The organism is Franconibacter daqui (assembly GCF_014644275.1).
In the GTDB taxonomy this organism is placed as follows: domain Bacteria; phylum Pseudomonadota; class Gammaproteobacteria; order Enterobacterales; family Enterobacteriaceae; genus Franconibacter; species Franconibacter pulveris.
Genome location: NZ_BMKJ01000002.1, coordinates 29826 through 51266, shown reverse-complemented (window position 1 = coordinate 51266; position 21441 = coordinate 29826). Strand labels below are relative to the sequence as shown.

The 21441-nt window shown below is 57.6% G+C and carries 17 protein-coding genes; 5 read left to right on the top strand and 12 right to left on the bottom strand.

Translation table 11 applies throughout. The features are described from left to right. The first annotated feature begins 3 nt into the window (after positions 1–3). Together yhcN (IEX01_RS09545) and yhcN (IEX01_RS09540) are read left to right on the top strand one after the other, a co-directional pair. Positions 4–267 carry a peroxide/acid stress response protein YhcN gene (yhcN, locus tag IEX01_RS09545; protein ID WP_024560079.1) on the top strand — a complete coding sequence of 88 codons (264 nt, stop codon included), beginning with the start codon at positions 4–6 and terminating at the stop codon, positions 265–267. 116 nt (positions 268–383) lie between these two features. Then, positions 384–650, top strand: a complete 267-nt coding sequence (gene yhcN, locus IEX01_RS09540; RefSeq protein WP_024558844.1) for a peroxide/acid stress response protein YhcN — start codon at positions 384–386, stop codon at positions 648–650. Positions 651–712: 62 nt separating this feature from the next. Here yhcN (IEX01_RS09540) and IEX01_RS09535 read toward each other — a convergent pair whose 3' ends face one another. From IEX01_RS09535 to aaeX, 5 genes are all read right to left on the bottom strand, one after another. Beyond that, a complete protein-coding gene (locus tag IEX01_RS09535) occupies positions 713–991 on the bottom strand; it encodes a barstar family protein (protein WP_024558845.1) in 279 nt (92 codons plus the stop codon). A gap of 45 nt (positions 992–1036) precedes the next feature. Then, positions 1037–2491 (bottom strand): NAD-dependent succinate-semialdehyde dehydrogenase, encoded by a 1455-nt coding sequence (locus IEX01_RS09530; protein WP_188723761.1) that lies wholly within the window; start codon positions 2489–2491, stop codon positions 1037–1039. Positions 2492–2590: 99 nt separating this feature from the next. After that, positions 2591–4558 (bottom strand): p-hydroxybenzoic acid efflux pump subunit AaeB, encoded by a 1968-nt coding sequence (gene aaeB, locus IEX01_RS09525; RefSeq protein ID WP_024560077.1) that lies wholly within the window; start codon positions 4556–4558, stop codon positions 2591–2593. A 5-nt stretch (positions 4559–4563) separates the two neighbouring features. Next, positions 4564–5496, bottom strand: a complete 933-nt coding sequence (gene aaeA / locus IEX01_RS09520; RefSeq protein WP_024560076.1) for a p-hydroxybenzoic acid efflux pump subunit AaeA — start codon at positions 5494–5496, stop codon at positions 4564–4566. 7 nt (positions 5497–5503) lie between these two features. Next, on the bottom strand, positions 5504–5707 hold the full coding sequence (aaeX, locus tag IEX01_RS09515; RefSeq protein ID WP_024558849.1) for a p-hydroxybenzoic acid efflux pump operon protein AaeX: 204 nt from the start codon (positions 5705–5707) through the stop codon (positions 5504–5506). Between the two features lie 173 nt (positions 5708–5880). Between aaeX and aaeR the strand changes: the two genes are divergently transcribed. Further along, positions 5881–6831 carry an HTH-type transcriptional activator AaeR gene (aaeR, locus tag IEX01_RS09510; RefSeq protein ID WP_188723760.1) on the top strand — a complete coding sequence of 317 codons (951 nt, stop codon included), beginning with the start codon at positions 5881–5883 and terminating at the stop codon, positions 6829–6831. 12 nt (positions 6832–6843) lie between these two features. Here aaeR and IEX01_RS09505 read toward each other — a convergent pair whose 3' ends face one another. From IEX01_RS09505 to IEX01_RS09490, 4 genes are read right to left on the bottom strand one after another with little or no spacing between them, the layout of a single operon-like run. Beyond that, a complete protein-coding gene (locus IEX01_RS09505; RefSeq protein ID WP_188723759.1) occupies positions 6844–8031 on the bottom strand; it encodes a glycerate kinase in 1188 nt (395 codons plus the stop codon). Positions 8032–8091: 60 nt separating this feature from the next. Continuing rightward, positions 8092–8982: a 2-hydroxy-3-oxopropionate reductase gene (gene garR, locus IEX01_RS09500; protein ID WP_024558852.1), complete on the bottom strand. Its 891-nt coding sequence runs from the start codon at positions 8980–8982 to the stop codon at positions 8092–8094. Positions 8983–9009: 27 nt separating this feature from the next. Further along, the gene (gene garL, locus IEX01_RS09495) at positions 9010–9777 is read right to left on the bottom strand and encodes a 2-dehydro-3-deoxyglucarate aldolase (RefSeq protein WP_188723758.1); all 768 of its coding nucleotides are present in this window, start codon (positions 9775–9777) and stop codon (positions 9010–9012) included. 39 nt (positions 9778–9816) lie between these two features. Next, the gene (locus IEX01_RS09490) at positions 9817–11151 is read right to left on the bottom strand and encodes an MFS transporter (RefSeq protein WP_188723757.1); all 1335 of its coding nucleotides are present in this window, start codon (positions 11149–11151) and stop codon (positions 9817–9819) included. 389 nt (positions 11152–11540) lie between these two features. Here IEX01_RS09490 and garD point away from each other — a divergent pair, with 389 nt between their 5' ends. Then, positions 11541–13112, top strand: a complete 1572-nt coding sequence (garD, locus tag IEX01_RS09485; protein ID WP_024559691.1) for a galactarate dehydratase — start codon at positions 11541–11543, stop codon at positions 13110–13112. Positions 13113–13319: 207 nt separating this feature from the next. Further along, complete coding sequence (locus IEX01_RS09480; protein WP_024559692.1) at positions 13320–14492, top strand: CdaR family transcriptional regulator; 1173 nt, start codon at positions 13320–13322, stop codon at positions 14490–14492. A gap of 73 nt (positions 14493–14565) precedes the next feature. Here the strand turns inward: IEX01_RS09480 and tldD are convergent, their stop codons facing one another. From tldD to rng, 3 genes are all read right to left on the bottom strand, one after another. After that, a complete protein-coding gene (gene tldD / locus IEX01_RS09475) occupies positions 14566–16011 on the bottom strand; it encodes a metalloprotease TldD (RefSeq protein WP_024558857.1) in 1446 nt (481 codons plus the stop codon). Positions 16012–16100: 89 nt separating this feature from the next. After that, positions 16101–19904 carry an AsmA2 domain-containing protein YhdP gene (gene yhdP / locus IEX01_RS09470; RefSeq protein WP_188723756.1) on the bottom strand — a complete coding sequence of 1268 codons (3804 nt, stop codon included), beginning with the start codon at positions 19902–19904 and terminating at the stop codon, positions 16101–16103. 60 nt (positions 19905–19964) lie between these two features. Further along, a complete protein-coding gene (gene rng, locus IEX01_RS09465) occupies positions 19965–21434 on the bottom strand; it encodes a ribonuclease G (RefSeq protein ID WP_024558859.1) in 1470 nt (489 codons plus the stop codon). Positions 21435–21441: the final 7 nt, after the last annotated feature.

Below are 21441 nucleotides of genomic sequence, written 5' to 3'. Positions count from 1 at the left end.
AATATGAACATTAAATCTACCGTAGCAGCCGCAACCGTTCTTTCTGTGCTTTCTTTCGGTGCTTTCGCAGCATCTTCCATCAATGCCGACCAGGCGCAAAACCGCCAGGCTATCGGTACTGTCACCGTTGACGCGGTAGGCAGCGTCCCGATGGATATGCGTGAAATGCTGGATCAGAAAGCGCAGGAAAAAGGCGCGTCTTCTTATCGCATCATCGAAGCGCGTACCGGCGACCACTGGCACGCTACCGCTGAGCTCTACAAATAAACAACGCGTTAAAAGTAAAAGTTCTGAATAGCCATAAACGCACGCAACGGCCTCAAGCAGAAAAATAGCGTTTCAACCCTTCCGGCCGTTGGGTGCTTTGACGAGGAGTTAAGACAATGAAAACCCCATTTACCATCGCAGCCCTGGGCCTGGCCTCAATTATCTCTTTTGGCGCCAGCGCCGCAGTACAACAAGTCAACACCCAGCAGGCGCAAAACCTCCAGCCGATGGGCAGCGTTTCTGTCACTCAGGTAACGGGCGCGCCAATGGATATTCGCCAGCAGCTGGCGGAAAAAGCGGAAAAAGAAGGCGCCAGCAGCTATCGCATCACTGAACTGACTCAGGGTGACCACTGGCACGCCACCGCTGAACTGTATAAGTAACCCTCGTCGTCTTGTCTGACGACTTGCCCCTGTTTTCGCAGGGGCCTTTTTAAGTGCCTGTCCTATGTTGAATGACGTACATTGAAGCGGAGCTGACCTTCCAGCTCCTCTTCTGCTTCGTCAAAAAGCAAAATCAGCGCCCCATAACGCCGACGCTGCTCCTCTCCCAGATGCACAAACTCTATCTCCAGCGGTAGCGGCAATCCCCCTTCAGTTACCACCTCCCATAGCGCATCCAGATCGTTTACCTGATTTTTGGCCAGACCAAAGGTGCGGGAAAACTCCCGGTAAAAATCCGCCTGATCGGTAATTTCATCGAAATCGAAGGTGTAGATTTTCATGCTGCGTCACCGGTCTATGGAGCGGCCCGCAGGCCGCCCTCTGTTTCAGAGTCCGCCCAGATGCAGGGTTTTCACTTCCATAAACTCTTCCAGCCCCAGCACCGACCCTTCGCGTCCCAGACCTGACTCTTTTACTCCGCCAAACGGCCCCAGTTCCGTTGATACCGCACATTCGTTAATGCCAATCATGCCGCTCTCAATCTGCTGGGAAACGCGGAAAACGCGTTGCAGGTTTTGCGTGTAGAAGTAAGCCGCAAGGCCATAAGGGGTATTGTTGGCGCGCTGAATCACCTCCTCTTCCGTTTTAAAACGGAAGCAGGCCGCCAGCGGGCCAAACGTCTCTTCCTGCGCAAGCTTCATTTCGTCGTTAGCGTCAATCAGGACGGTAGGTTGCCAGAAGTTGCCGCCCAGTTCGTGCGGCTTGCCGCCCACCAGCACTTTTGCCCCTTTCGCTACCGCGTCTTCGACGTGTTCACGTACTTTATCCACGGCCGATTGCTCAATCAGCGGGCCGACGACCACGCCGTCATCCATGCCGTTGCCGACTTTAAGCGCCTTAACCGCTTCCGCCAGCTGATTCACGAAGCGCTCGTAAATCCCGTCCTGAATAAAAAAGCGGTTTACGCTTACGCATACCTGGCCTGCATTACGGAATTTATTGGCGATAGCCCCTTTTACCGCCGCGTCGATATCGGCGTCGTCAAAAACGATATAAGGCGCGTTGCCGCCAAGCTCCATGGAGACCTTCTTCATGGTTTCCGCCGCGTTGCGCATCAGCGTTTTCCCTACGGCGGTAGAACCGGTGAAGGAGATTTTACGCACCTGCGGGCTGGCCATAATGGCGTCGCTGATTTCCGAGGTGTTGCCCGCCACGGCATTGAGCACGCCGTCCGGCACCCCCGCCTGCTTAGCCAGCGCCAGCAGCGCGAAAGCGGAAAGCGGCGTATTGTTGGCGGGCTTAATCACCCCGGTGCAGCCTGCGGCGAGCGCCGGACCAAGCTTGCGGGTCAGCATTGCCATCGGGAAGTTCCAGGGCGTAATGGCCGCCACGACGCCCACCGGCTCTCGGGTCGCCAGAATGCGGGAACCCGGCTTAATGGGCGGGATTATCTCGCCGTTGGCGCGCTTGGCCTGCTCGGCGAACCACTGAATAAAGCTTGCGGCGTACTCCACCTCGCCTTCCGCCTCCTTGCGGGGTTTCCCCTGCTCGGTGGTCATCAGCTCGCCAAGCCAGCTTTTGTTCTCAATGATCAGCTGGTACCAACGGTAAAGGATTTCTGAGCGTTCTTTCGCCGTCTTTGCCCGCCAGGCCGGAAAAGCGCGGCTCGCGGCGGCAATCGCCGCTTCGGTCTCTTTCTTGCCTGCCTTAGCGACTTTCGCTACCACCTCGCCTGTGGCCGGGTTAAGCACATCGAAGGTGCTTGCTGCGGTATGCCATGTGCCATCAATCAGATAGCCTGTCTGAAAAAGGGCGTTATCCGCCAGGGTTTGCATCGTCATCTTCTCCTCCTGACCGTTGTGTCCTGTCGTCTTGCGTAAGTATAGCTACAAAAAAACCGACGCTTCTGGCGTCGGTCCGGAGGGGAAAACGGATGAAAATCAGCGGTCCGTCAGGGCATGCTGATACTTATGCAGCATCGTGGTAAGGCGCTTCACCGGCTCGGTAACCTGCAGCGGCGCCTCCCAGACGCGCAGTTTCTCCTGGTAGATATCCAGCTCATCCAGCAGTTGCTTAAAGGTTTGACGACGCTTATCTACGCTTCTTGCGGCAATCACCCGATCGGCGGTATTGCGCAGCTGGCGGTGAAACGCGGAGAGATCCGCATTCACAGGAATGGGCACCTCCCGCAGACGCTGATGCGCGATAATCAGGTTCAGCGCCAGGCGGAATTTCGCCACATCGCCGGGGAATTTATTCAGCAACAGAAAAAGCTGTTGATAAAGCGCCGGCAGATGGTTCTCGCGGCGGCGCGCCTTATTAGTGGTTAACGACGAGACTGCCGCCGAGACAAACTGGTTAAGCAGCGTACGCCCGGTTTGCGCCTGTGAGTTATCCCGGATAACCAGAATCACCATCATCGCCAGCATACAGCCCACCAGTTGCCCCAGAGCGCTGTCGAGGAACTGGCTGAAGTGAAAGGTCATCGGGTTATCCAGCACGATGATGTTAATCGTTCCTGCAAGCGCCCCCATCGACCCGAGCCGCCGCTTCTGCACTTCAACGCCAATGAAAAAGCCAAGCAGCGCAAGGCTGATGCAGAGCAGCAGCATGCTTTGCTGGGTGGCAGGGATAAGCACAAGGAAATAGAACGCCCCGAGCGGCAGCGCCGCCAGCATGCCATAGACGAAGTCGAGCGCGACCATGCGCGGATTCGGCAGACGCATGGCAAGCGCCGTAACGACGGCAATCATCACCATCGCGCCGCTGCCGGAGGTCCAGCCGGTCCACAGCCAGAACAGCGCGCCCAGCAGGCAGGAAACGGTAGTACGCCAGAAGTTAATCATGGCGTGATGACGTTCTGCCGAAACCGGTCTCACCACCACCTCACCGCTCAGCACCTCCTCTTCCACCGCGCTGATTTTCGCGTTGGTAATCACCCCGCGTTTCAGCAACAGGTAGCGGGTCGCGGCGCCGATCCAGCTATAGATAGTGACTGGCGTATCGTGCTCACCAGTCCAGGCCATGACGCGACGCATAAACTTAAGCCGCTTATGCACGTCAGCCGCCGTTTCCACCGGCTCGGCGAACAGCTCACGGTACTCGGGCGCGATAGCCTCCGGCCGACTGTTCTGAATAAGCCAGGTTTCGCACGCCTGAGTAATCATCGTCAGCGACACGGTGTTAAGCGCCTTCAACCGGCGGTTAGCCCGCGCCCAGCGCGACGATTCAATCTTCAGGTTGGTGCGCATTCCCTCCAGCGCGGTGGTGCGGCGCACCAGCGCGCCCCAGGCTTTATCCAGCGCTTCGCTGTCGCCGTGGTTAATGCAAAGCTGCATAAGCTGGAACTGCGCCACCAGCAGGCTATCCAGCTCCCGGTCGATTTCACGCTTAATGGAGCGCGGAGAAAAGAGCAGGTCGGCGACGATGGCGCAAAAAATACCTATCACTATCTCGCTGCAACGCTCCACCGCAAACTGCGGCGTGGAGAGCGGCGCAGTCTGAATAGTGATGACGATGATGAGCGCCGTGTAGCCCGCCAGCCCCCAGGCGTAAGAGTTCTCCACTTTTACCAGCGATGAAATCCACGTACAGAAGCCCGCCCAGATGCAGCAGACCATCAGCATCACCACCGGCGCGCGGATCATCGAGATAATAATCACCAGCGCCGCGATACAGCCGATAAAAGTGCCGACGATGCGCAGCATGCCACGATAGCGGATAGCGCCAGACCACGGCTCGCCGCCTGCGGCAAAGGCGGGCCCCGCCGCGACGATGGCGGCGGTCAGCACCGCCCAGCGCGGCGTCTCAAGCTGGAAGTGAAAGCCGACAAAAAGCGCCAGCACAATGGCGGTGGCGAGCTTAATGGCGAAGCGCACATGCTGCGGCGCGATAGAGAGGATGCCCATAACGATTAACCGAATTCGCGCAGCCGATGCATCAGCTTGTTAAAAGGCGATTCCTGGCTGCGGTCCCTGTCTTTTTCGCCGGTGATCACTACCGTTGCGGTCGTGCCCGCCGGGAAGAGGTTCCCCGTTTGTTGATCGAGGTGGATACGCACCGGCACGCGCTGCGCAAGGCGCACCCACTCCAGGTTGGAGTCCACCGACGCCATGCCTTTGTCGTCACGCGTGCTGCTGGCGTTGGTCACGCCTGCCGCCACGCTGTCGACGGTGCCGTGCAGCACCGAGTTGCTGCCAAGCGGCGTAATCTCTGCGCGATAGCCTGGGCGCACGCCTTCAAGCTTGGTCTCTTCCATATAGGCCAGCACATAGAATGTGTTCTGTTTAACCAGCGCCACGGCGGTAGAGCCGCGGGTAATAAACTCGCCGGCGTAGACGTTCAGGTTGGTGACCCAGCCGTCGGCTGGCGCGCGGATAACCGTGCGCTCTAAATCGAGTTTCGCCAGGTCCCGGGTCGCCTGCGCTTTCGCCAGCTGATGCAGCACAGTCTGCAAGACGTTGTTAGACTGATCGATCTCCTCGCGCGACATCGCCTGTATGCCAAGACGGTTGCGGCGGCCCGCTTCGCGACGTTTTTCGCCGGCCAGCGCGTCGTAATAGGCGACGTCCGCCTCGGCTTCTTCCAGCGCTTTCTGGTAGCGCGGCTGGTCGATGGTAAACAGCACCTGACCTTTTTTCACCAGCTGGTTGTCGTGGACATTAACGGCAGTGACAAGCCCGGCGACATCGGGCGCGATGGCTACCACGTCGGCGCTAAAACGGGCGTCGCGCGTCCACGGGGATTCGGTGTAATAAACCCAGGCACGAAAAATCGCGATGAAAGCCAGGATGACCAGCACCAGGGTAATCGCAGTACGGGAGAGTGTTCTTGTAAGCGTTTTCACATCAACCTCAGACAAACAGACGCGATATTAAATAAAACAGGCAGCAATAAAGCGCCGTATTAAAGAGAGCCGGATGCCAGACAAAATCATAGAGCCCCGTAGGGGCCAGCAGGCGGCGCACCAGCCAGAAAATCGCCAGTGATAAGATAAGCTCGATGAAGATCGGCGGAAACGAGAGGCCGAACACCACGATAACGGGAAATAGACTCATGATGACTCTGATTACTGTGCAGGCGACGATTATTAACGATAGACCGCAACCGGGTGGCCTGGATGGCCGGGAGAGAGCGCGGCGTTGGTTATCTTAGTAATAATATATTAACGTAACTGATAATAAGTTATCTACGATATGTGATCTAAATCACTTTTAAGCCAGAGTGAATAATGGAACGACTAAAACGCATGTCCGTATTCGCAAGGGTGGTGGAGCTCGGCTCCTTCACCAGTGCGGCAAGGCAGCTGCAGATGAGCGTCTCTTCTATCAGCCAGACGGTATCAAAACTTGAGGATGAACTGCAGGTTAAGTTGCTCAACCGCAGCACCCGCAGCATCGGCCTGACCGAAGCGGGAAGGATTTATTATCAGGGTTGCCGCCGCATGCTGCATGAAGTGCGGGAAGTGCATGAACAACTCTATGCGTTTAATAATACGCCTATCGGCACCCTGCGCATCGGCAGCTCCTCCACCATGGCGCAAAACGTGCTGGCGACCATGACAGCGGACATGCTCAGAGAGTACCCGGGCCTGACGGTCAATCTGGTGACCGGCATCCCGGCGCCGGATCTGATAGCCGACGGCCTGGACCTGGTTATCCGCGTCGGCGCATTGCAGGATTCCAGCCTTTTCTCGCGTCGCCTCGGCTCTATGCCGATGGTGGTCTGCGCCGCCAAAAGCTATCTGGCCCTGAACGGCGCGCCGGAAAAGCCTTCCGATCTCGCCAGCCATTCATGGCTTGAATATAGCGTGCGGCCCGACAACGAGTTTGAACTGATTGCCCCGGAAGGGATTTCAACGCGTCTGATCCCGCAAGGACGGTTTGTCACCAACGACCCGATGACGCTGTCGCGCTGGGTGAAAACCGGGGCAGGCATCGCGTATGTGCCGCTAATGTGGGTGATCGATGAGATCAACAGCGGGGAGCTTGAGATCTTATTGCCGCGCTACCAGTCCGACCCGCGTCCGGTTTATGCGCTTTATACCGAGAAAGACAAAATGCCGCTGAAGGTGCAGGTGTGCATCAACTACCTGACCGAGTACTTTGTGAAGGTGGCGCAGGTTTACCAGACGATACGGGGAACCGGCAACGGCGTGGAAACGCCGTTGCCGCCAGCCTGAAACCAATGGGGTTTACAGCACGCCAGGCTCGCACTCTTTCACCGTCTGGCTCTGCTTTTCCGCCACGCTCATCCCTACCTGCAGCGTGGCGGCGATATTTCTCGCCGAGCGGTAAACGTTGTCCGCGGCGTTGCGCAGCGCCTCGTCCAGCGTGCCGATACTGTTGAGCACGCTGAACACCGCATCCAGCCCATGCTGGTGGACCACCGCCACGTCAGGCGTCAGCGAGCCGGCGATGCCGATAACGGGCTTATGATACTTTTTCGCGATGCGCGCCACGCCCACCGGCACTTTGCCGTGAATGCTCTGGCTGTCGATACGCCCTTCCCCCGTCACCACCAGCGTGCAGTTGTGAATATGATTTTCCAGATGCAGCGCTTCTGTTACCAGCTCAATACCGCTTCGGAGTTCTGCATTCAGGAAGGCTATCAACGCCGCGCCCATACCGCCCGCCGCGCCCGCGCCGGGTATGGCGTCCACGTCTCTTTGCAACTCGCTGCGGATAACCTGCGCGTAGTGCGCCAGGCACTCATCCAGCTGGCGCACCATCTGCGGATCCGCGCCTTTCTGCGGCCCGAAGATAAACGAAGCGCCTTGCTCGCCGGTAAGCGGGTTTGTCACGTCGCAGGCGACTTTGATATCGCACTCCTGCAAACGGCTATCAAGCGCGCAGAGATCGATGCGGGCGAGCTTCGCAAGCGACGCCCCACCCGGGCCAATCTCCTGGCCGGAAGCCTCGCAGAGCTTCGCGCCGAGCGCCTGCACCATGCCCGCCCCGCCGTCATTGGTGGCGCTGCCGCCAATACCGATAAGAATATGACGCACGCCGCGATCCAGCGCGGCCAGGATAAGCTCGCCGGTGCCGCGCGAGGTGGTTAACAGCGGGTTGCGCTGCGAAGTCGGCACCAGCGCCAGACCGCTCGCCTCCGCCATTTCAATAAACGCGGTGTTGCCGTCGCCCGAAATCCCCCAGCTGGCTTCCACCGGCTGCCCGAGCGGCCCCGTTACGCGGGTGGTGATAGTCGTGCCCTGCGTGGCGCTGACCATCGCGTCCACCGTCCCCTCGCCGCCATCGGCAAGCGGCACGCAGACATAGTCAGCATGGGGGAATATTTCGCGAAAACCTTTTTCAATCGCCTGCGCCACCTCGGCGGCGGAGAGACTTTCTTTCCATGAATCGGGTGCAATGACTATTTTCATAAGTAATCCAGACCGGAGAGATAACCGGGCGCCAGCGGCGCCCCTGTCGTTATTTCATCGCTATTTTGCGACTTCGACTTTCGCCAGCTTTTCGTAATAGCACGCCAGCGCGCTGTGGTCGGCGGTGCCCAAGCCATCCGCCTTCAACGCCTGCATCATTTCCATAACCGCCGCCGTCAGCGGCAGCTGCGCGCCCACGCCGTGCGAGGTATCCAGCGCGTTCGCCAGATCTTTAATATGCAAGTCGATACGAAAACCGGGCTTGAAGTTGCGCTCCATCACCATCGGCGCTTTGGCATCGAGCACGGTGCTGCCCGCAAGGCCGCCGCGAATCGCCTGATAAACCAGATCCGGGTTGACACCCGCTTTGGTCGCCAGAACCAGCGCTTCCGACATCGCAGCGATGTTCAGCGCCACAATCACCTGGTTTGCGAGTTTCGTGACATTGCCTGCGCCGATATCGCCGGTATGCACCACCGAGCCCGCCATCGCTTTCATCAGATCATAGTATTTATCGAATAACGCTTTATCGCCGCCCACCATCACCGACAGCGTGCCGTCGATAGCTTTTGGCTCGCCGCCGCTGACCGGCGCATCCAGCATGCCCACGCCTTTCGCCTGTAACGCCTCGCTAATTTCACGGCTGGCGAGCGGCGCAATCGAACTCATGTCGATAAGCGTCAGGCCCGCGTGCGCCCCTGCAATGAGGCCGTTCTCGCCCAGCGCCACCTCTTTAACGTGCGGAGAGTTAGGCAGCATGGTAATAACGACGTCGCACTGCGCGGCAATCTCTTTTGGCGAGGAGGCCGTTTCGGCGCCCGCAGAGATCACCTCAGAAACCGAGGCTGAGTTGTGATCGTAAACCACCAGCGAATAACCCGCTTTGATGAGGTTTTTACTCATCGGCTTACCCATGATGCCAAGGCCAATAAATCCAACTTTCATCGTCATAACGCTTATCTCTCGTTAATTAGGGAATTACTTTTTAAAGGCGTCGCACAGCTTTTGCGTCGCGGCGCGGAATACGCCAAGGTCGCTGCCGACGGCGACAAATGTCGCGCCCCACTCCAGGTAGCGTTTAGCGTCGGCTTCCACCGGCGCCAGAATGCCCGCCGGTTTGCCGTGCGCTTTGGCGCGGGCAAAGATGTGCTGAATGCAGCGCTGCACTTCCGGGTGCGAGGCGTTGCCAAGATGACCCAGCGCCGCCGCAAGATCGCTCGGGCCGACAAAAATGCCGTCCACGCCTTCGGTAGCGGCGATGGCGTCGACGTTATCCACGCCTTGCTGGCTCTCTATCTGCACAAGAATGGTGATGTTTTTATTGGAAGCGGCGAAGTAATCCGGCACGGTGCCGAACATATTGGCGCGGTGCGAGACAGAAACGCCGCGGATGCCCTCTGGCGGGTAACGGGTGGAGGCCACCGCCAGCACCGCTTCCTCTTCTGATTCCACAAACGGAATGAGGAAGTTGTAAAAGCCGATATCCAGCAGACGTTTGATGATGACCGGCTCGTTGGTCGGCACGCGCACCACCGGGGTGCTGCGGCTGCCCTTAAGCGCCATCAGCTGAGGAATAAAGGTGGTGACGTCGTTAGGGGCATGCTCGCCATCCAGCACAATCCAGTCGAAGCCCGCGAGGCCCAGCACTTCGGTGCTGATGGGGTTCGCTAACGCCGACCAGCAACCGATCTGCGTCTGGTGAGCCGCCAGCGCGGCCTTGAATTTGTTCGGAAAAATATCGTTCATTGTTCAGACCTTAAAGTGTTCAAACCCTGACTGTATGGCTTACTTCGCCAGTTCCATACGCTTGATGTCGCCGACAATCACCAGGTAACAGACCATCGCCATCAGCGCGGAGCACCCGACGAAAATCAACGCAGCATTAAAGGAGTGCAACTCGCTGACCAGATAGCCGATGACCAGCGGAGTAACAATAGAAGCCACGTTACCGAAGACGTTAAACACGCCGCCGCACAGGCCCACAATCTCTTTCGGCGCGGTGTCGGAAATCACCGGCCAGCCCAGCGCGCCAAAACCTTTACCAAAAAACGCCAGCGCCATCAGCGAGACGACCAGCACAGTGCTGTCGGTGTAGTTGCACAAAATAATGGTGGAGGCGAGCAGCATGCCGACCACAATAGGCAGCTTACGGGCAAACGTTAGCGACGCGCCCCGTTTCACCAGATAGTCGGAGAAGACGCCGCCCAGCACGCCGCCTGCGAAACCGCACAGCGCCGGGATAGAGGCCACCAGGCCCACTTTCAGAATCGACATTCCTTTTTCCTGCACCAGATAAACAGGAAACCAGGTGAGGAAGAACCAGGTAATGGTGTTGATAAAGTATTGGCCGAAAAAGACGCCAAGCATCATGCGGTTGGTCAGCAGTTGCTTGATGTAGTGCAGCTTCGGCCCGCTCTGCTGGCTATCCGTTTTTTTGTGGTCCATATTCACCACCGCGCCGTTGTTGCTGATGTACTCCAACTCTTCTTTCGACATGCGCGGGTGATCGCCCGGGTTATGGATAAACTTCACCCATACCAGCGTCAGCACAAAGCCGATGGCGCCCATAACGGTAAAGACATGCTCCCAGCCCCAGGCGAAGGTGAGCCAGCCGAGCAGCGGCGAGAAAATAGCGAGCGAGAAATATTGTGCGGCGTTAAACAACGCCGAAGCGGTGCCACGCTCTTTGGTCGGAAACCAGGCCGCAACGATGCGGGCGTTGGCCGGGAAGGACGGCGCTTCGGAAAAGCCCAGCATAAAGCGCATAAAGAACATAGAAATGCCGGCCCAGGCGAGCGGCAGCATATCGACAAAACCCTGGGTAAAGGTAAACAGCGACCAGAAGAACAGGCTCCAGGTGTAGACCTTTTTTGAGCCGTAGCGGTCAAGCAGCCAGCCGCCCGGGATCTGCATCAGCAAATAGGCCCAGCCAAACGCCGAGAAAATATAACCCATGGAAATCGCATCAAGCTGAAGCGCTTTGGCGACTTCCGTACCGGCAATAGATAACGTAGCGCGATCGGCATAATTAATAGTGGTGACAATAAAAATCGTCAGCAATATATAAAAACGGGTAGGGACTCTTTTGCTGGATACAACAGCTTCTGATTGCACAGACATTTTTATTCCCCATGTATGAGTACAGCCTGAAAGTAAATCTGGTAGCGGTAGATATTCGTTTTGATAAAGCAATAACCGGGCCTTCACAGGTTTTGCTCTTTTTTATGCAGCTCAGTATAGACTCGGCTCATCACGCTAATCATTAGAGACTCACACAATTCCTGCGCTTTTTTTCGCTATATTTTTGTATGAATGCACAATATCAGCCGCTTGATTCCACAAAACGGGGAAAGAGTCACATCGCATTGGGCGGGCTCACCAGTTTCAGTGATCTGCATCACATTAGGCTTAAGATAATCCTGACAGTATTAATTTAAAGCGGGCCCTTATACGTATTGCTCTTTTTATTTAAGCAACGCCTTTACCGTAATTTCGGAGAATACTGGATAATGACTGATATAAAAATTAAAAACCTTGAGACGGGCAATTTTTATATAAAAGTCGATGACAACGATAATGTAGCGATTATTGTCAACGATAATGGGCTCAAGGCGGGTGCGCGTTTTCCGGATGGGCTCGAGTTGATAGAACATATCCCACAAGGTCATAAAGTCGCGCTGGTTGATATTCCCGCGCATGGCGAAATCGTTCGCTATGGCGAAGTTATTGGCTACGCCGTGCGTGCCATTGCGCGCGGCAGCTGGATTGACGAATCGCTGGTGGAACTGCCCAAAGCGCCGCCGCTTAATACATTGCCGCTGGCGACCCGGGTGCCCGAACCGTTGCCGCCGCTGGAAGGCTACACCTTTGAAGGTTACCGCAATGCCGATGGCAGCGTGGGGACGAAAAACCTGCTCGGCATTACCACCAGCGTGCATTGCGTGGCAGGGGTGGTGGATTACGTTATCAAATTAATTGAGCGTGACCTGCTGCCGCGTTACCCGAACGTCGATGGTGTGGTCGGCCTTAACCATCTTTACGGCTGCGGGGTGGCGATTAACGCTCCCGCTGCGGTGATCCCTATCCGTACCATTCATAACATTGCGCTGAACCCTAACTTTGGCGGCGAGGTAATGGTCATTGGCCTCGGCTGTGAAAAACTGCAGCCGGAAAGATTGCTGCAGGGCACGGAAGATGTGGCGGCAATCGCGGTGGATTCCGCGAGCATTGTCCGCCTGCAGGATGAGCAGCACGTGGGTTTCCGCTCGATGGTGGACGACATCCTGCGCGTGGCGGAGCAGCATCTGGCTAAGCTCAACCAGCGTAAGCGCGAAACCTGCCCGGCCTCAGAGCTGGTGGTGGGCATGCAGTGCGGCGGCAGCGACGCTTTCTCCGGCGTGACCGCTAACCCGGCGGTGGGCTACGCCTCTGATCTGCTGGTGCGCTGCGGCGCCACGGTGATGTTCTCAGAAGTCACCGAAGTACGCGACGCCATCCACCTGTTAACGCCGCGCGCGGTAAACGAAGAGGTGGGCAAGCGGCTGCTGGAAGAGATGGCCTGGTACGATAATTACCTGGATATGGGCCAGACCGACCGCAGCGCCAACCCTTCTCCCGGCAATAAAAAAGGCGGGCTGGCGAACGTGGTGGAAAAAGCGCTTGGCTCCATCGCCAAGTCGGGTAAAAGCGCTATTGTCGAGGTGCTGTCGCCGGGCCAGCGCCCGACGAAGCGCGGCCTGATTTATGCCGCCACGCCCGCCAGCGACTTTGTCTGCGGCACGCAGCAGGTGGCCTCCGGCATTACGCTGCAGGTATTTACCACCGGTCGCGGCACGCCGTATGGCCTGATGGCGGTGCCGGTTATCAAGATGGCGACACGCACGGAGCTGGCCAACCGCTGGTTCGATCTGATGGATATTAACGCCGGCACCATCGCTACCGGCGAGGAAACTATTGAGCAGGTGGGCTGGAAGCTTTTCCACTTTATTCTTGATGTGGCGAGCGGTCGTCGCAAAACCTTTTCCGACCAGTGGGGACTGCATAACCAGCTCGCGGTCTTTAACCCGGCGCCGGTGACCTGACGCCTCGCGCTATGCCTCAACCGGATGCGGATTTCCGCATCCGGTTTTTTGTCTGCGGCGTGCGTTTCATTGCGACTGAACCGCAAAACGTGACGCTCGCCGAAGAGTTTACATTTAGTTTCCCGACTGGGCAGTTGCACAATGCCGCACAACATTTTCACAGTTATGCTCATTCAGATTCGATAACCACTCTGTACAGGAAATGTTATGGACGATTACCATCTCGACGCCCGTCTGGCGCAAAATATTGTTGACCGCACGATGAAAATCATCGACTGCAATATCAACGTCATGGATGGTAAAGGCCGCATTATCGGCAGCGGCGATCCGGAGCGTATTGGCGAATTGCACGAAGGGGCATTGCTGGCTATCTCCCAGCGAAGGATTGTGGATATCGACGATGCGGTAACGCGTCATTTGCAGGGGGTAAAACCTGGCATCAATCTGCCCTTGCGCCTTAACCGCAATATCGTCGGCGTCATCGGCCTGACAGGCGACCCGGGGCAACTGCGCCAGTATGGCGAGCTGGTTTGCATGACGGCTGAAATGATGCTTGAGCAGGCGCAGCTTATGCACATGATGGCGCGCGATGTTCGCCTGCGTGAAGAGCTGGTGCTGAACCTTATCCGTTCGGAACAGACTTCGCCGATGCTGAGCGAATGGGCGCACCGTCTCGGCATCGATCTCAGCCAGCCGCGCGTGGCGCTGGTGGTGGAGATAGACAGCGGTCAGCTTGGCGTCGATACCGCCATGACAGAGCTACAGCAGCTTCAGACGCTGCTGACGTCGACAGAGAAATCGCCGCTTATCGCCATTGTTTCGATGACGCAAATCGTGTTGTTGAAACCCGCGCTTAACGCGCGCGGCATGTGGGCGCCCGATGAGCAGAGGCAATATATGCATGCGTTGATGGAGCAGATAAGCGCGCGAAGCCGCCTTAAGATCCGCCTCGCTATGGGCAACTATTTCCCCGACGCGGGCGGCATCGCCCGCTCTTACCGCACGGCCTCCACCACGATGGCCGTCGGCAAGAGCAACCAGCCGCAGAAGCGAATCTACTTTTATAAGGATCTGATTTTGCCGCTGCTGTTAGACAGCATAAAGGAGGACTGGCAGGCAAAAGAGCTGACCCGCCCGGTGGCCCGTTTAAAGCAGATGGACAGCAACGGTCTGCTGCTGCGCACGCTAAAAGGCTGGTATGCCAATAACCTCCAGGCGAGCCTCGCGGCAAAAGCGCTGTTTATCCACCGTAACACGCTCGAATACCGCATGAAGCGGATCTCGGAGATAACCGGTCTCAATCTGGACAGCTTCGACGATCGCATTTTGCTCTATATCGCGCTGCAGCTGGACAACGAGAGTCTGTCGATTACGGAGTAACCTAACTCGCCATCAGACAAAAAAAAGGATACGCCTGCACGTATCCTTTTTTCATGACCGCTTCCTCATGACTTTACGCGGTACCACCCACCGTCAGGTTATCGACCTTAAGCGTTGGCTGGCCCACGCCTACCGGCAGACTCTGCCCCTCTTTGCCGCACACGCCCACGCCGTTATCCAGCGCAAGATCGTTGCCCACCATAGAGATCTGCTGCATCGCTTCAATGCCGGAACCAATCAGGGTCGCGCCCTTCACCGGCTTCGTCACTTTACCTTTCTCAATCAGATAAGCTTCCGAGGTAGAGAAGACAAACTTCCCGGAAGTAATGTCCACCTGTCCGCCGCCAAAGTTCGGCGCGAAGATCCCGTAATCCACCGATTCGATAATCTCCTGCGGCGTGGATTTGCCCGCCAGCATGTAGGTGTTGGTCATACGCGGCATCGGCAGGTGGGCGTAGGATTCACGCCGCCCGTTGCCGGTCGGCGCTACACCCATCAGACGCGCGTTGAGCTTGTCCTGCATATAGCCTTTCAATACGCCGTTTTCGATAAGCACGTTGTACTGCCCGGGCACGCCTTCATCATCAACGGCAAGCGAGCCGCGACGATTCATCAGCGTACCGTCATCCACCACGGTGCAGAGCTCAGAAGCGACCAGTTGCCCCATCTGCCCGCTAAACACGGAAGTGCCGCGACGGTTAAAATCGCCTTCCAGACCATGACCCACCGCTTCATGCAGCAGCACGCCCGGCCAGCCTGCGCCCAGCACGACTGGCAGCGTGCCCGCTGGCGCCGCGACGGCGGAAAGGTTGACCAGCGCCATGCGCACCGCCTCTTTCGCCCAGGCTTCCGCGCGCACTTCACCGTCGCTCTCTTCAAGGAACCAGTCATAACCAAAACGGCCGCCGCCGCCGCTTGAGCCGCGCTCGCGCTTGCCGCTCTCTTCCACCTGCACGCTTACCGACAGGCGCACCAGCGGACGTACATCCGCCGCCAGCGTGCCGTCGGTGGCCGCGACCAGGATAAGCTCATAAACGCCGGTGAGGCTGGCAGTCACTTCCTGCACGCGCGTATCCGCCGCACGGGCCGCTTTATCCACACGCTTGAGGATGTCGAGCTTCTCTTCGCGACTTAAACTTTGCAGCGGATCGTGCGAGGTATAGAGCGATTTATGTTCGACCGCGCCTAAGGTATGAGAGCGGCCTTCGCCCATTTCACGCACGATGCTGCGCGCCGCGCCGGCGCTTTGCTCCAGCGCCAGGCGGCTTATCTGATCGGCATAGGCGAAACCGGTTTTCTCGCCGCTGACCGCCCGTACGCCGACGCCCTGGTCGATATTCCACGAGCCGTCTTTGATGATGCGGTCTTCTAAAACCCAGGATTCATGGTAGCTGGACTGAAAATAGAGGTCGCCATAGTCGAGACGGCGCTCGGACAGCTGGCCAAGGATGGAAAACAGATCCTGATGGTTCAGGCCATTCGCAGACAGCAGTTGCTCAGTTACCAGGTTCAGACTCATCGTTTCGCTACTCTTCTGACTTGCGCCCTGACGGGCGAGGACAATGGTGATATCTATCGAGCTTGCGGCAATTCATTGTCCGCGTCAAATCATTGCGCCTTATTTGCCCGTGGCTGGCGCAGCACTTCGTTAATTTGCGGTTTATCAAGCGGGCCGGTTATCTGGTAGCGCAGCACGGAAATTTTACTCCACAGTGGACCGAGCACCTTGCTTGCGGCAAACACCGCCGCGCCCACGATAGGGTTAACCACGAAGGCGGTCGCCACGCCGACCGTAGCGGAGATTTCCGGCGCGACGACCGCTTCCATATTAAGTCGGCGGCGCGGCAGGTCTACTGAGCCTTTCATGGCAATATCCGCCTCCAGCCCGTCAACCAGCGTATCATCAGTATGCAACACGCCATCTTTTATCCAGGCGGTGCTGCGGATGGAGTCATAGTAGAAGCCATCGCCGAAGGTGTCGCTGAAATCAAAGCGCAGCTTGCGCAACAGCGCATCGAAGCTCAGCAGCCGCAGCAGTTGCCCGGCGTGGCCAGTGCCGAGATCGGCTATCTGCCCTTTGCCAAGGCGCGTATGTATAACGCCGTTGAGCGAAGCTTCATCCGGCTGCCAGGGCACATCGCGCCAGTGGAGGTCGTAATCAACGTTAAATGAGGAACCCTGCAACGGGGTCGTCAGGCCGAAAAAGTTGGCGGCAGCGTCCAGCTTGCTTCCCTTGAGCGCGCCTTTTAGCGAGGTGCGCAGCTCGCCCGGTTTATTGACCCATTCCCCCTGCGCGGTCAGCCGGGCAAAGCCGGTATCGATCAGGCCGTCGCTGAGGGCAAGCGTGTTGCCGCGTACGTTGAAGTCGCCATCAATACGGCCATATTTCTGTCCCCACAGCCAGCACTCGGCGCAGCGCAGCTGGAGATCGGGCCAGCCGCTGAAATCAATACTATCCATACCCGCAAGCGGCGAGGCGGTTTTTGCCGAACCGCTATTGGCGCTGGCGCTCGGGTTGAAGTAAAGGTATTGAACGTTTGCCTGCCACGGCGCGCGCTCGCGCATCGTCAGCGTACCGTTGATCTCCCGGCCCTGAGCGCTGACCTCTTTGCCGCCAGGCGTCGGGCGCATCTGGATGCTGAGATTGTTCCACTGCTGGCCGCCCAGCGTCAGCGAAGGGGTACGTAACGTTACGCTTTCCGGGAAGCGCGTGGCGCTGCTCACTTTATCCGCCGCGCCCTGATTAAAGAGCGCGAGCCACTGCGCGCCGTCCATCGCCGGCAGGTTCAGTTCCACGCCCGCATTTTCAGGCAGCGGCGGTCGCGTACGGCTGTCGGAAGCCCAGATGGCGCGATCGAGCGTCAGCTTTTCGCCAAGCAGCCAGCGGCTGTTGAAATGGTTATTTGCACCGGCGTTGCCGGTCAGCGCGAAGCTTTTCAGGTCGCCCGTCACATTTACCTTAAAGGGCAACGGCTCGCCCGACGCTTTATTCACTGGTGAAGGTAAGCGACTGCTCACATTTTTTAAATCGCCGTTCACATCGATTTTGTAACTGGCGCTGCCGCGATAAGGCAGCGTGATAGCCACTTTACCCTGCCACGGCACGCTGCCTTTCAGCGCGTTATTCACCGGTTCCGGCAGCAGGCCTGTACGGGCGGGCTGCCAGTCGCCGTCCAGATTCACCGCCACGTTATAAGACTTCTGCCCCTCCTCGGTGGAGAAATCGACATTCAGCGGCTGGTTAAACCAGGTAGCGCGCAGCGGCTCGCTTTGCAGGTTGCCGTTAACGAAGCTGAATTTGCCCGAAAGGTTATGCAGCGTGCTGTCCAGCGGCTTGATGAAAAGCGAGTTATTGTTCAGCGCCACATCGCCTTTGGCGGTGACGAGTTCGCCATCAAGCGGAATATCAAGATGTAAGCGAGCATTCACATCGCCGTCGAGCTGGAGTTCTTCAAGCGTAGCGGCAAGCGAATCGTTTAAAGGCGTCTTCTGGAAGTAAGGACCGACGGCGTTACCCGGCCCGGCGATATCGGCGTCGATAAACAGTCTGTCCTGCGAGTAGTCCGGGATCACGGCTTCAACATGACGCCCCTTCACGCCGCCGAGATTCACCTCCGGCGCCGACATCCACAGCCCGTCGTTGCGAAAATCGAGTTCAATGTCGAAATTCTTCAGCGCCGGCCAGTTGGGCTGGAAAGCATAAGTGGCATTATGCAGCGGAACATAAACCTGAAACTGACCGTCGTTGTGCTTATAGGGGAAATTATGCGGATTGCCGGCATAAACCAGCGTGGCGTTATCCGCCTGACCGCCCTGGATGGCGCCGCTCAGGTAGTCCACCAGGTGTTTGCCCATCAGGTTTTCCGGAAAGTAGCGCCACGCCTGTTTGCCGTCATTAGTGCGAATGCCGGCAAGAATAGAAAGCCAGGGCTGCTGCCCGGTGGGCTGCTGCCAGCGGAAATCGCCGCGCGCCCAGAGCGAATGGGCCTGCACGTCGATATTCTTGCCATCCAGCGTGAAGCCCTCTTCATTTTTATGCCATTCCAGCGTCGCCGCGCCCTGTTTGATCTCCAGCGGCGCGCGAAACACCGTCTCGTACGGCATTTTGCTGTTATTCATCTGCGCCTGCAGCCGCCCGGACTCCAGACTGCCAGCGAGCGAGCCCGAGAAATGATCGGCGCCCGGCAAGAGCTTCCACTGTTTCCAGGAAAGGTTTTTCCAGTTGCCCTGAAAGCGGGTTTTATTGGTCGCCTGTAAAGGGATATCAACCGCCAGCGATTCGACATACCCATGCGGCTGCGTGCTGGCCCAGACTTCGCCAAGCGCGGGGGAGAATTTGGCGGCGAGCGGCAGCAGGCCATCCAGCCCGCTCAACTCCAGATTGCTGGCCCGAACGCGCAGTTCGTCGCTACGCGTGTTGCCCGCGCCGCCGACATCCTGCTGCGGGATCCACGCAAGCGTCAGCGCGCCGCGCGGCCAGGGCTTGTCATCAATAGTGATATTGGTGGCGGGAATGGCGAACTGCCAGCCGCCCTGCTGCTTCGTGACGTGCGCCGTCAGGTTATCGACAGACAAGCGGTGGGTGGCGTCTGCGCCGCCCTGCCAGCTGGCGCCGCCTTTTTTCAGCCAGAGATCGCCGCCGGCGATATCGCCATCTTTCAGGGTCATCCAGGCCGCCAGGCTGAATTTCGCGGTATCCAGCGCCACGTTTTCATTCATCCACTGGCCGAGCCAGGGTTTCACGTCAACGTCATCCGCCTGCATCCAGACCGTACCGTTGTTCAGCAGTCCGTTATCGTCGCGTAAGTCCATGCGCACCTGCATTACGCCATGCTGGCCCGTTAAGCTCGAGAGGCTGACCTGGCCTTCAGCGCGGTGACGATTTTTACCGTTCACCCACGTTAATTGCGGGACAGCCAGCTCGGCGCGCTGGCCGGAAAGCGTAATAAAGCTGACGGTGCTGTCGCGCAGATCGAAGTGATCGAACTGGCGAAAGAAGAGATCGGTGAATTTGCTGGTTTCCAGCTTTTCCCGGTTTTGATCCTGCTGGAACGGGGTATTGGTGCGAAAATGGAGCTGATAAAAGGTAAGATCGCGAAACTGCCAGCGCAGGTGCAGCAGGCTTTGCCAGACGTCGAGCGCCAGCGTAACGCGCTTGATGCTCAACTCGCCGCCATCTTTCAGGCCCGCTTTGATGTCCAGCGCCTCAAGCGTCGGGCCGAAGTTTTGCCAGGAGGCTTCTACCGTCCCGGTCTCTACCGGCATGCCGGTGGCGGCTTCGATTTTCTCCAGCAGCGCCGGGCGCCAGCTGTTCAGATGAGGCAAAACGAGCCGCAGGCCACTCACCAGCAGTGCGACGATAACAATCAGCGTTGCGGCTGTGAGTAGTAAAATGCCCGGCAGTCGCCTCACCCTTCTCTCCTTGTCAACCGCCGTAGCGGTACCCTTTACTTGCGAAGCTGCCGTCGCGCGTTACATCATTACCACGTCGAACTGCTCCTGGTTGTAGAGCGGTTCAATTTGCACCTTCACCTGTTTGCCGACGAAAATCTCCACTTCCGCCAGCGCGTGCGACTCCTCGCCTTTCAACGCTTCCGCCACCGCAGGGGAAGCATAAACCAGGAAACGGTCGGAATCATAGGCGTGATGCACGCGGACGATTTCACGCATGATCTCATAGCAGACGGTTTCAACGGTTTTTACCGTACCGCGTCCATGGCAGGTCGGGCAATCATTACAAAGTACGTGCTCAATGCTTTCGCGGGTGCGTTTGCGGGTCATCTCCACCAGCCCCAGCTGCGAAAAACCGTTAATGCTGGTTTTCACGCGGTCTTTGCTGAGCGCCTGCTCCAGCGAATGCAGCACGCGACGGCGGTGGTCCTCATTATTCATGTCGATAAAATCGATAATGATGATGCCGCCCAGGTTACGCAACCGCAGCTGGCGCGCAATCGCCTGCGTCGCCTCGATATTGGTATTGAAGATGGTATCGTCGAGGTTGCGATGGCCAACAAACGCGCCGGTGTTAATGTCGATGGTGGTCATCGCCTCGGTCTGATCGATTATCAGATAGCCGCCGGACTTCAGCTCTACCTTGCGCTCCAGCGCGCGCTGAATTTCGTTCTCTACGTCGTAAAGATCAAAAATCGGCTGCTTGCCGCTGTAGTGCTCAAGCTTGCTGGTCATCTCCGGCATATATTCCGCGGTAAATTCCAGCAGCATTTCATAAGTCAGCCGCGAGTCGACGCGAATGCGGTCGAGCTGGGCCACGGCGAAATCGCGCAGCACGCGCTGCGCCAGCGCCAGCTCGCCGTAGAGCTGATAGCGGGTCTGGTTGCGCTTTTTGCGCTCCATCACCTTGGTCCATACCCGTTTGAGGTAGGCGGCGTCGGAGGCGAGATCGGCCTCGCAAACCCCTTCCGCTGCGGTGCGGATGATAAATCCGCCCTGCTCGTCACAGTAATCGGCGACGATTTTTTTCAGCCGCTCGCGCTCGGTTTCGCTTTCAATACGCTGGGAAACGCCCACGTGCGACGCACCGGGCATGAAAACCAGATAGCGGGAAGGCAGTGTAATATCGGTGGTCAGGCGCGCGCCTTTGGTGCCGAGCGGATCTTTTACCACCTGCACCATGAGATCCTGTCCCTGACGAACCAGTTCGGAGATATCACGCACCGTGAAGTTTTTCTGCTCTTCGCCCGCCACGCATTCTGTATGCGGCATAATGTCCGAAGCATGTAAAAATGCCGCTTTATCGAGGCCAATATCTACAAATGCCGCCTGCATTCCTGGCAGAACGCGACTTACCCGACCTTTGTAGATATTGCCTACGATCCCGCGGCGCGCTTCGCGCTCGATATGGATCTCCTGCAGGATACCGCCATCGATATACGCCACCCGGGTTTCCGAAGGGGTTACGTTGACTAACAGTTCAGCCGTCATCTTTTCC

Excerpts from the sequence above, each read along its gene's own strand:
- yhcN (WP_024560079.1), top strand. The coding sequence starts at position 4 with ATGAACATTAAATCTACCGTAGCAGCCGCAACCGTTCTTTCTGTGCTT.
- yhcN (WP_024558844.1), top strand. The coding sequence starts at position 384 with ATGAAAACCCCATTTACCATCGCAGCCCTGGGCCTGGCCTCAATTATC.
- IEX01_RS09535 (WP_024558845.1), bottom strand. The coding sequence starts at position 991 with ATGAAAATCTACACCTTCGATTTCGATGAAATTACCGATCAGGCGGAT.
- IEX01_RS09530 (WP_188723761.1), bottom strand. The coding sequence starts at position 2,491 with ATGACGATGCAAACCCTGGCGGATAACGCCCTTTTTCAGACAGGCTAT.
- aaeB (WP_024560077.1), bottom strand. The coding sequence starts at position 4,558 with ATGGGCATCCTCTCTATCGCGCCGCAGCATGTGCGCTTCGCCATTAAG.
- aaeX (WP_024558849.1), bottom strand. The coding sequence starts at position 5,707 with ATGAGTCTATTTCCCGTTATCGTGGTGTTCGGCCTCTCGTTTCCGCCG.
- aaeR (WP_188723760.1), top strand. The coding sequence starts at position 5,881 with ATGGAACGACTAAAACGCATGTCCGTATTCGCAAGGGTGGTGGAGCTC.
- IEX01_RS09505 (WP_188723759.1), bottom strand. The coding sequence starts at position 8,031 with ATGAAAATAGTCATTGCACCCGATTCATGGAAAGAAAGTCTCTCCGCC.
- garR (WP_024558852.1), bottom strand. The coding sequence starts at position 8,982 with ATGACGATGAAAGTTGGATTTATTGGCCTTGGCATCATGGGTAAGCCG.
- garL (WP_188723758.1), bottom strand. The coding sequence starts at position 9,777 with ATGAACGATATTTTTCCGAACAAATTCAAGGCCGCGCTGGCGGCTCAC.
- IEX01_RS09490 (WP_188723757.1), bottom strand. The coding sequence starts at position 11,151 with ATGTCTGTGCAATCAGAAGCTGTTGTATCCAGCAAAAGAGTCCCTACC.
- garD (WP_024559691.1), top strand. The coding sequence starts at position 11,541 with ATGACTGATATAAAAATTAAAAACCTTGAGACGGGCAATTTTTATATA.
- IEX01_RS09480 (WP_024559692.1), top strand. The coding sequence starts at position 13,320 with ATGGACGATTACCATCTCGACGCCCGTCTGGCGCAAAATATTGTTGAC.
- tldD (WP_024558857.1), bottom strand. The coding sequence starts at position 16,011 with ATGAGTCTGAACCTGGTAACTGAGCAACTGCTGTCTGCGAATGGCCTG.
- rng (WP_024558859.1), bottom strand. The coding sequence starts at position 21,434 with ATGACGGCTGAACTGTTAGTCAACGTAACCCCTTCGGAAACCCGGGTG.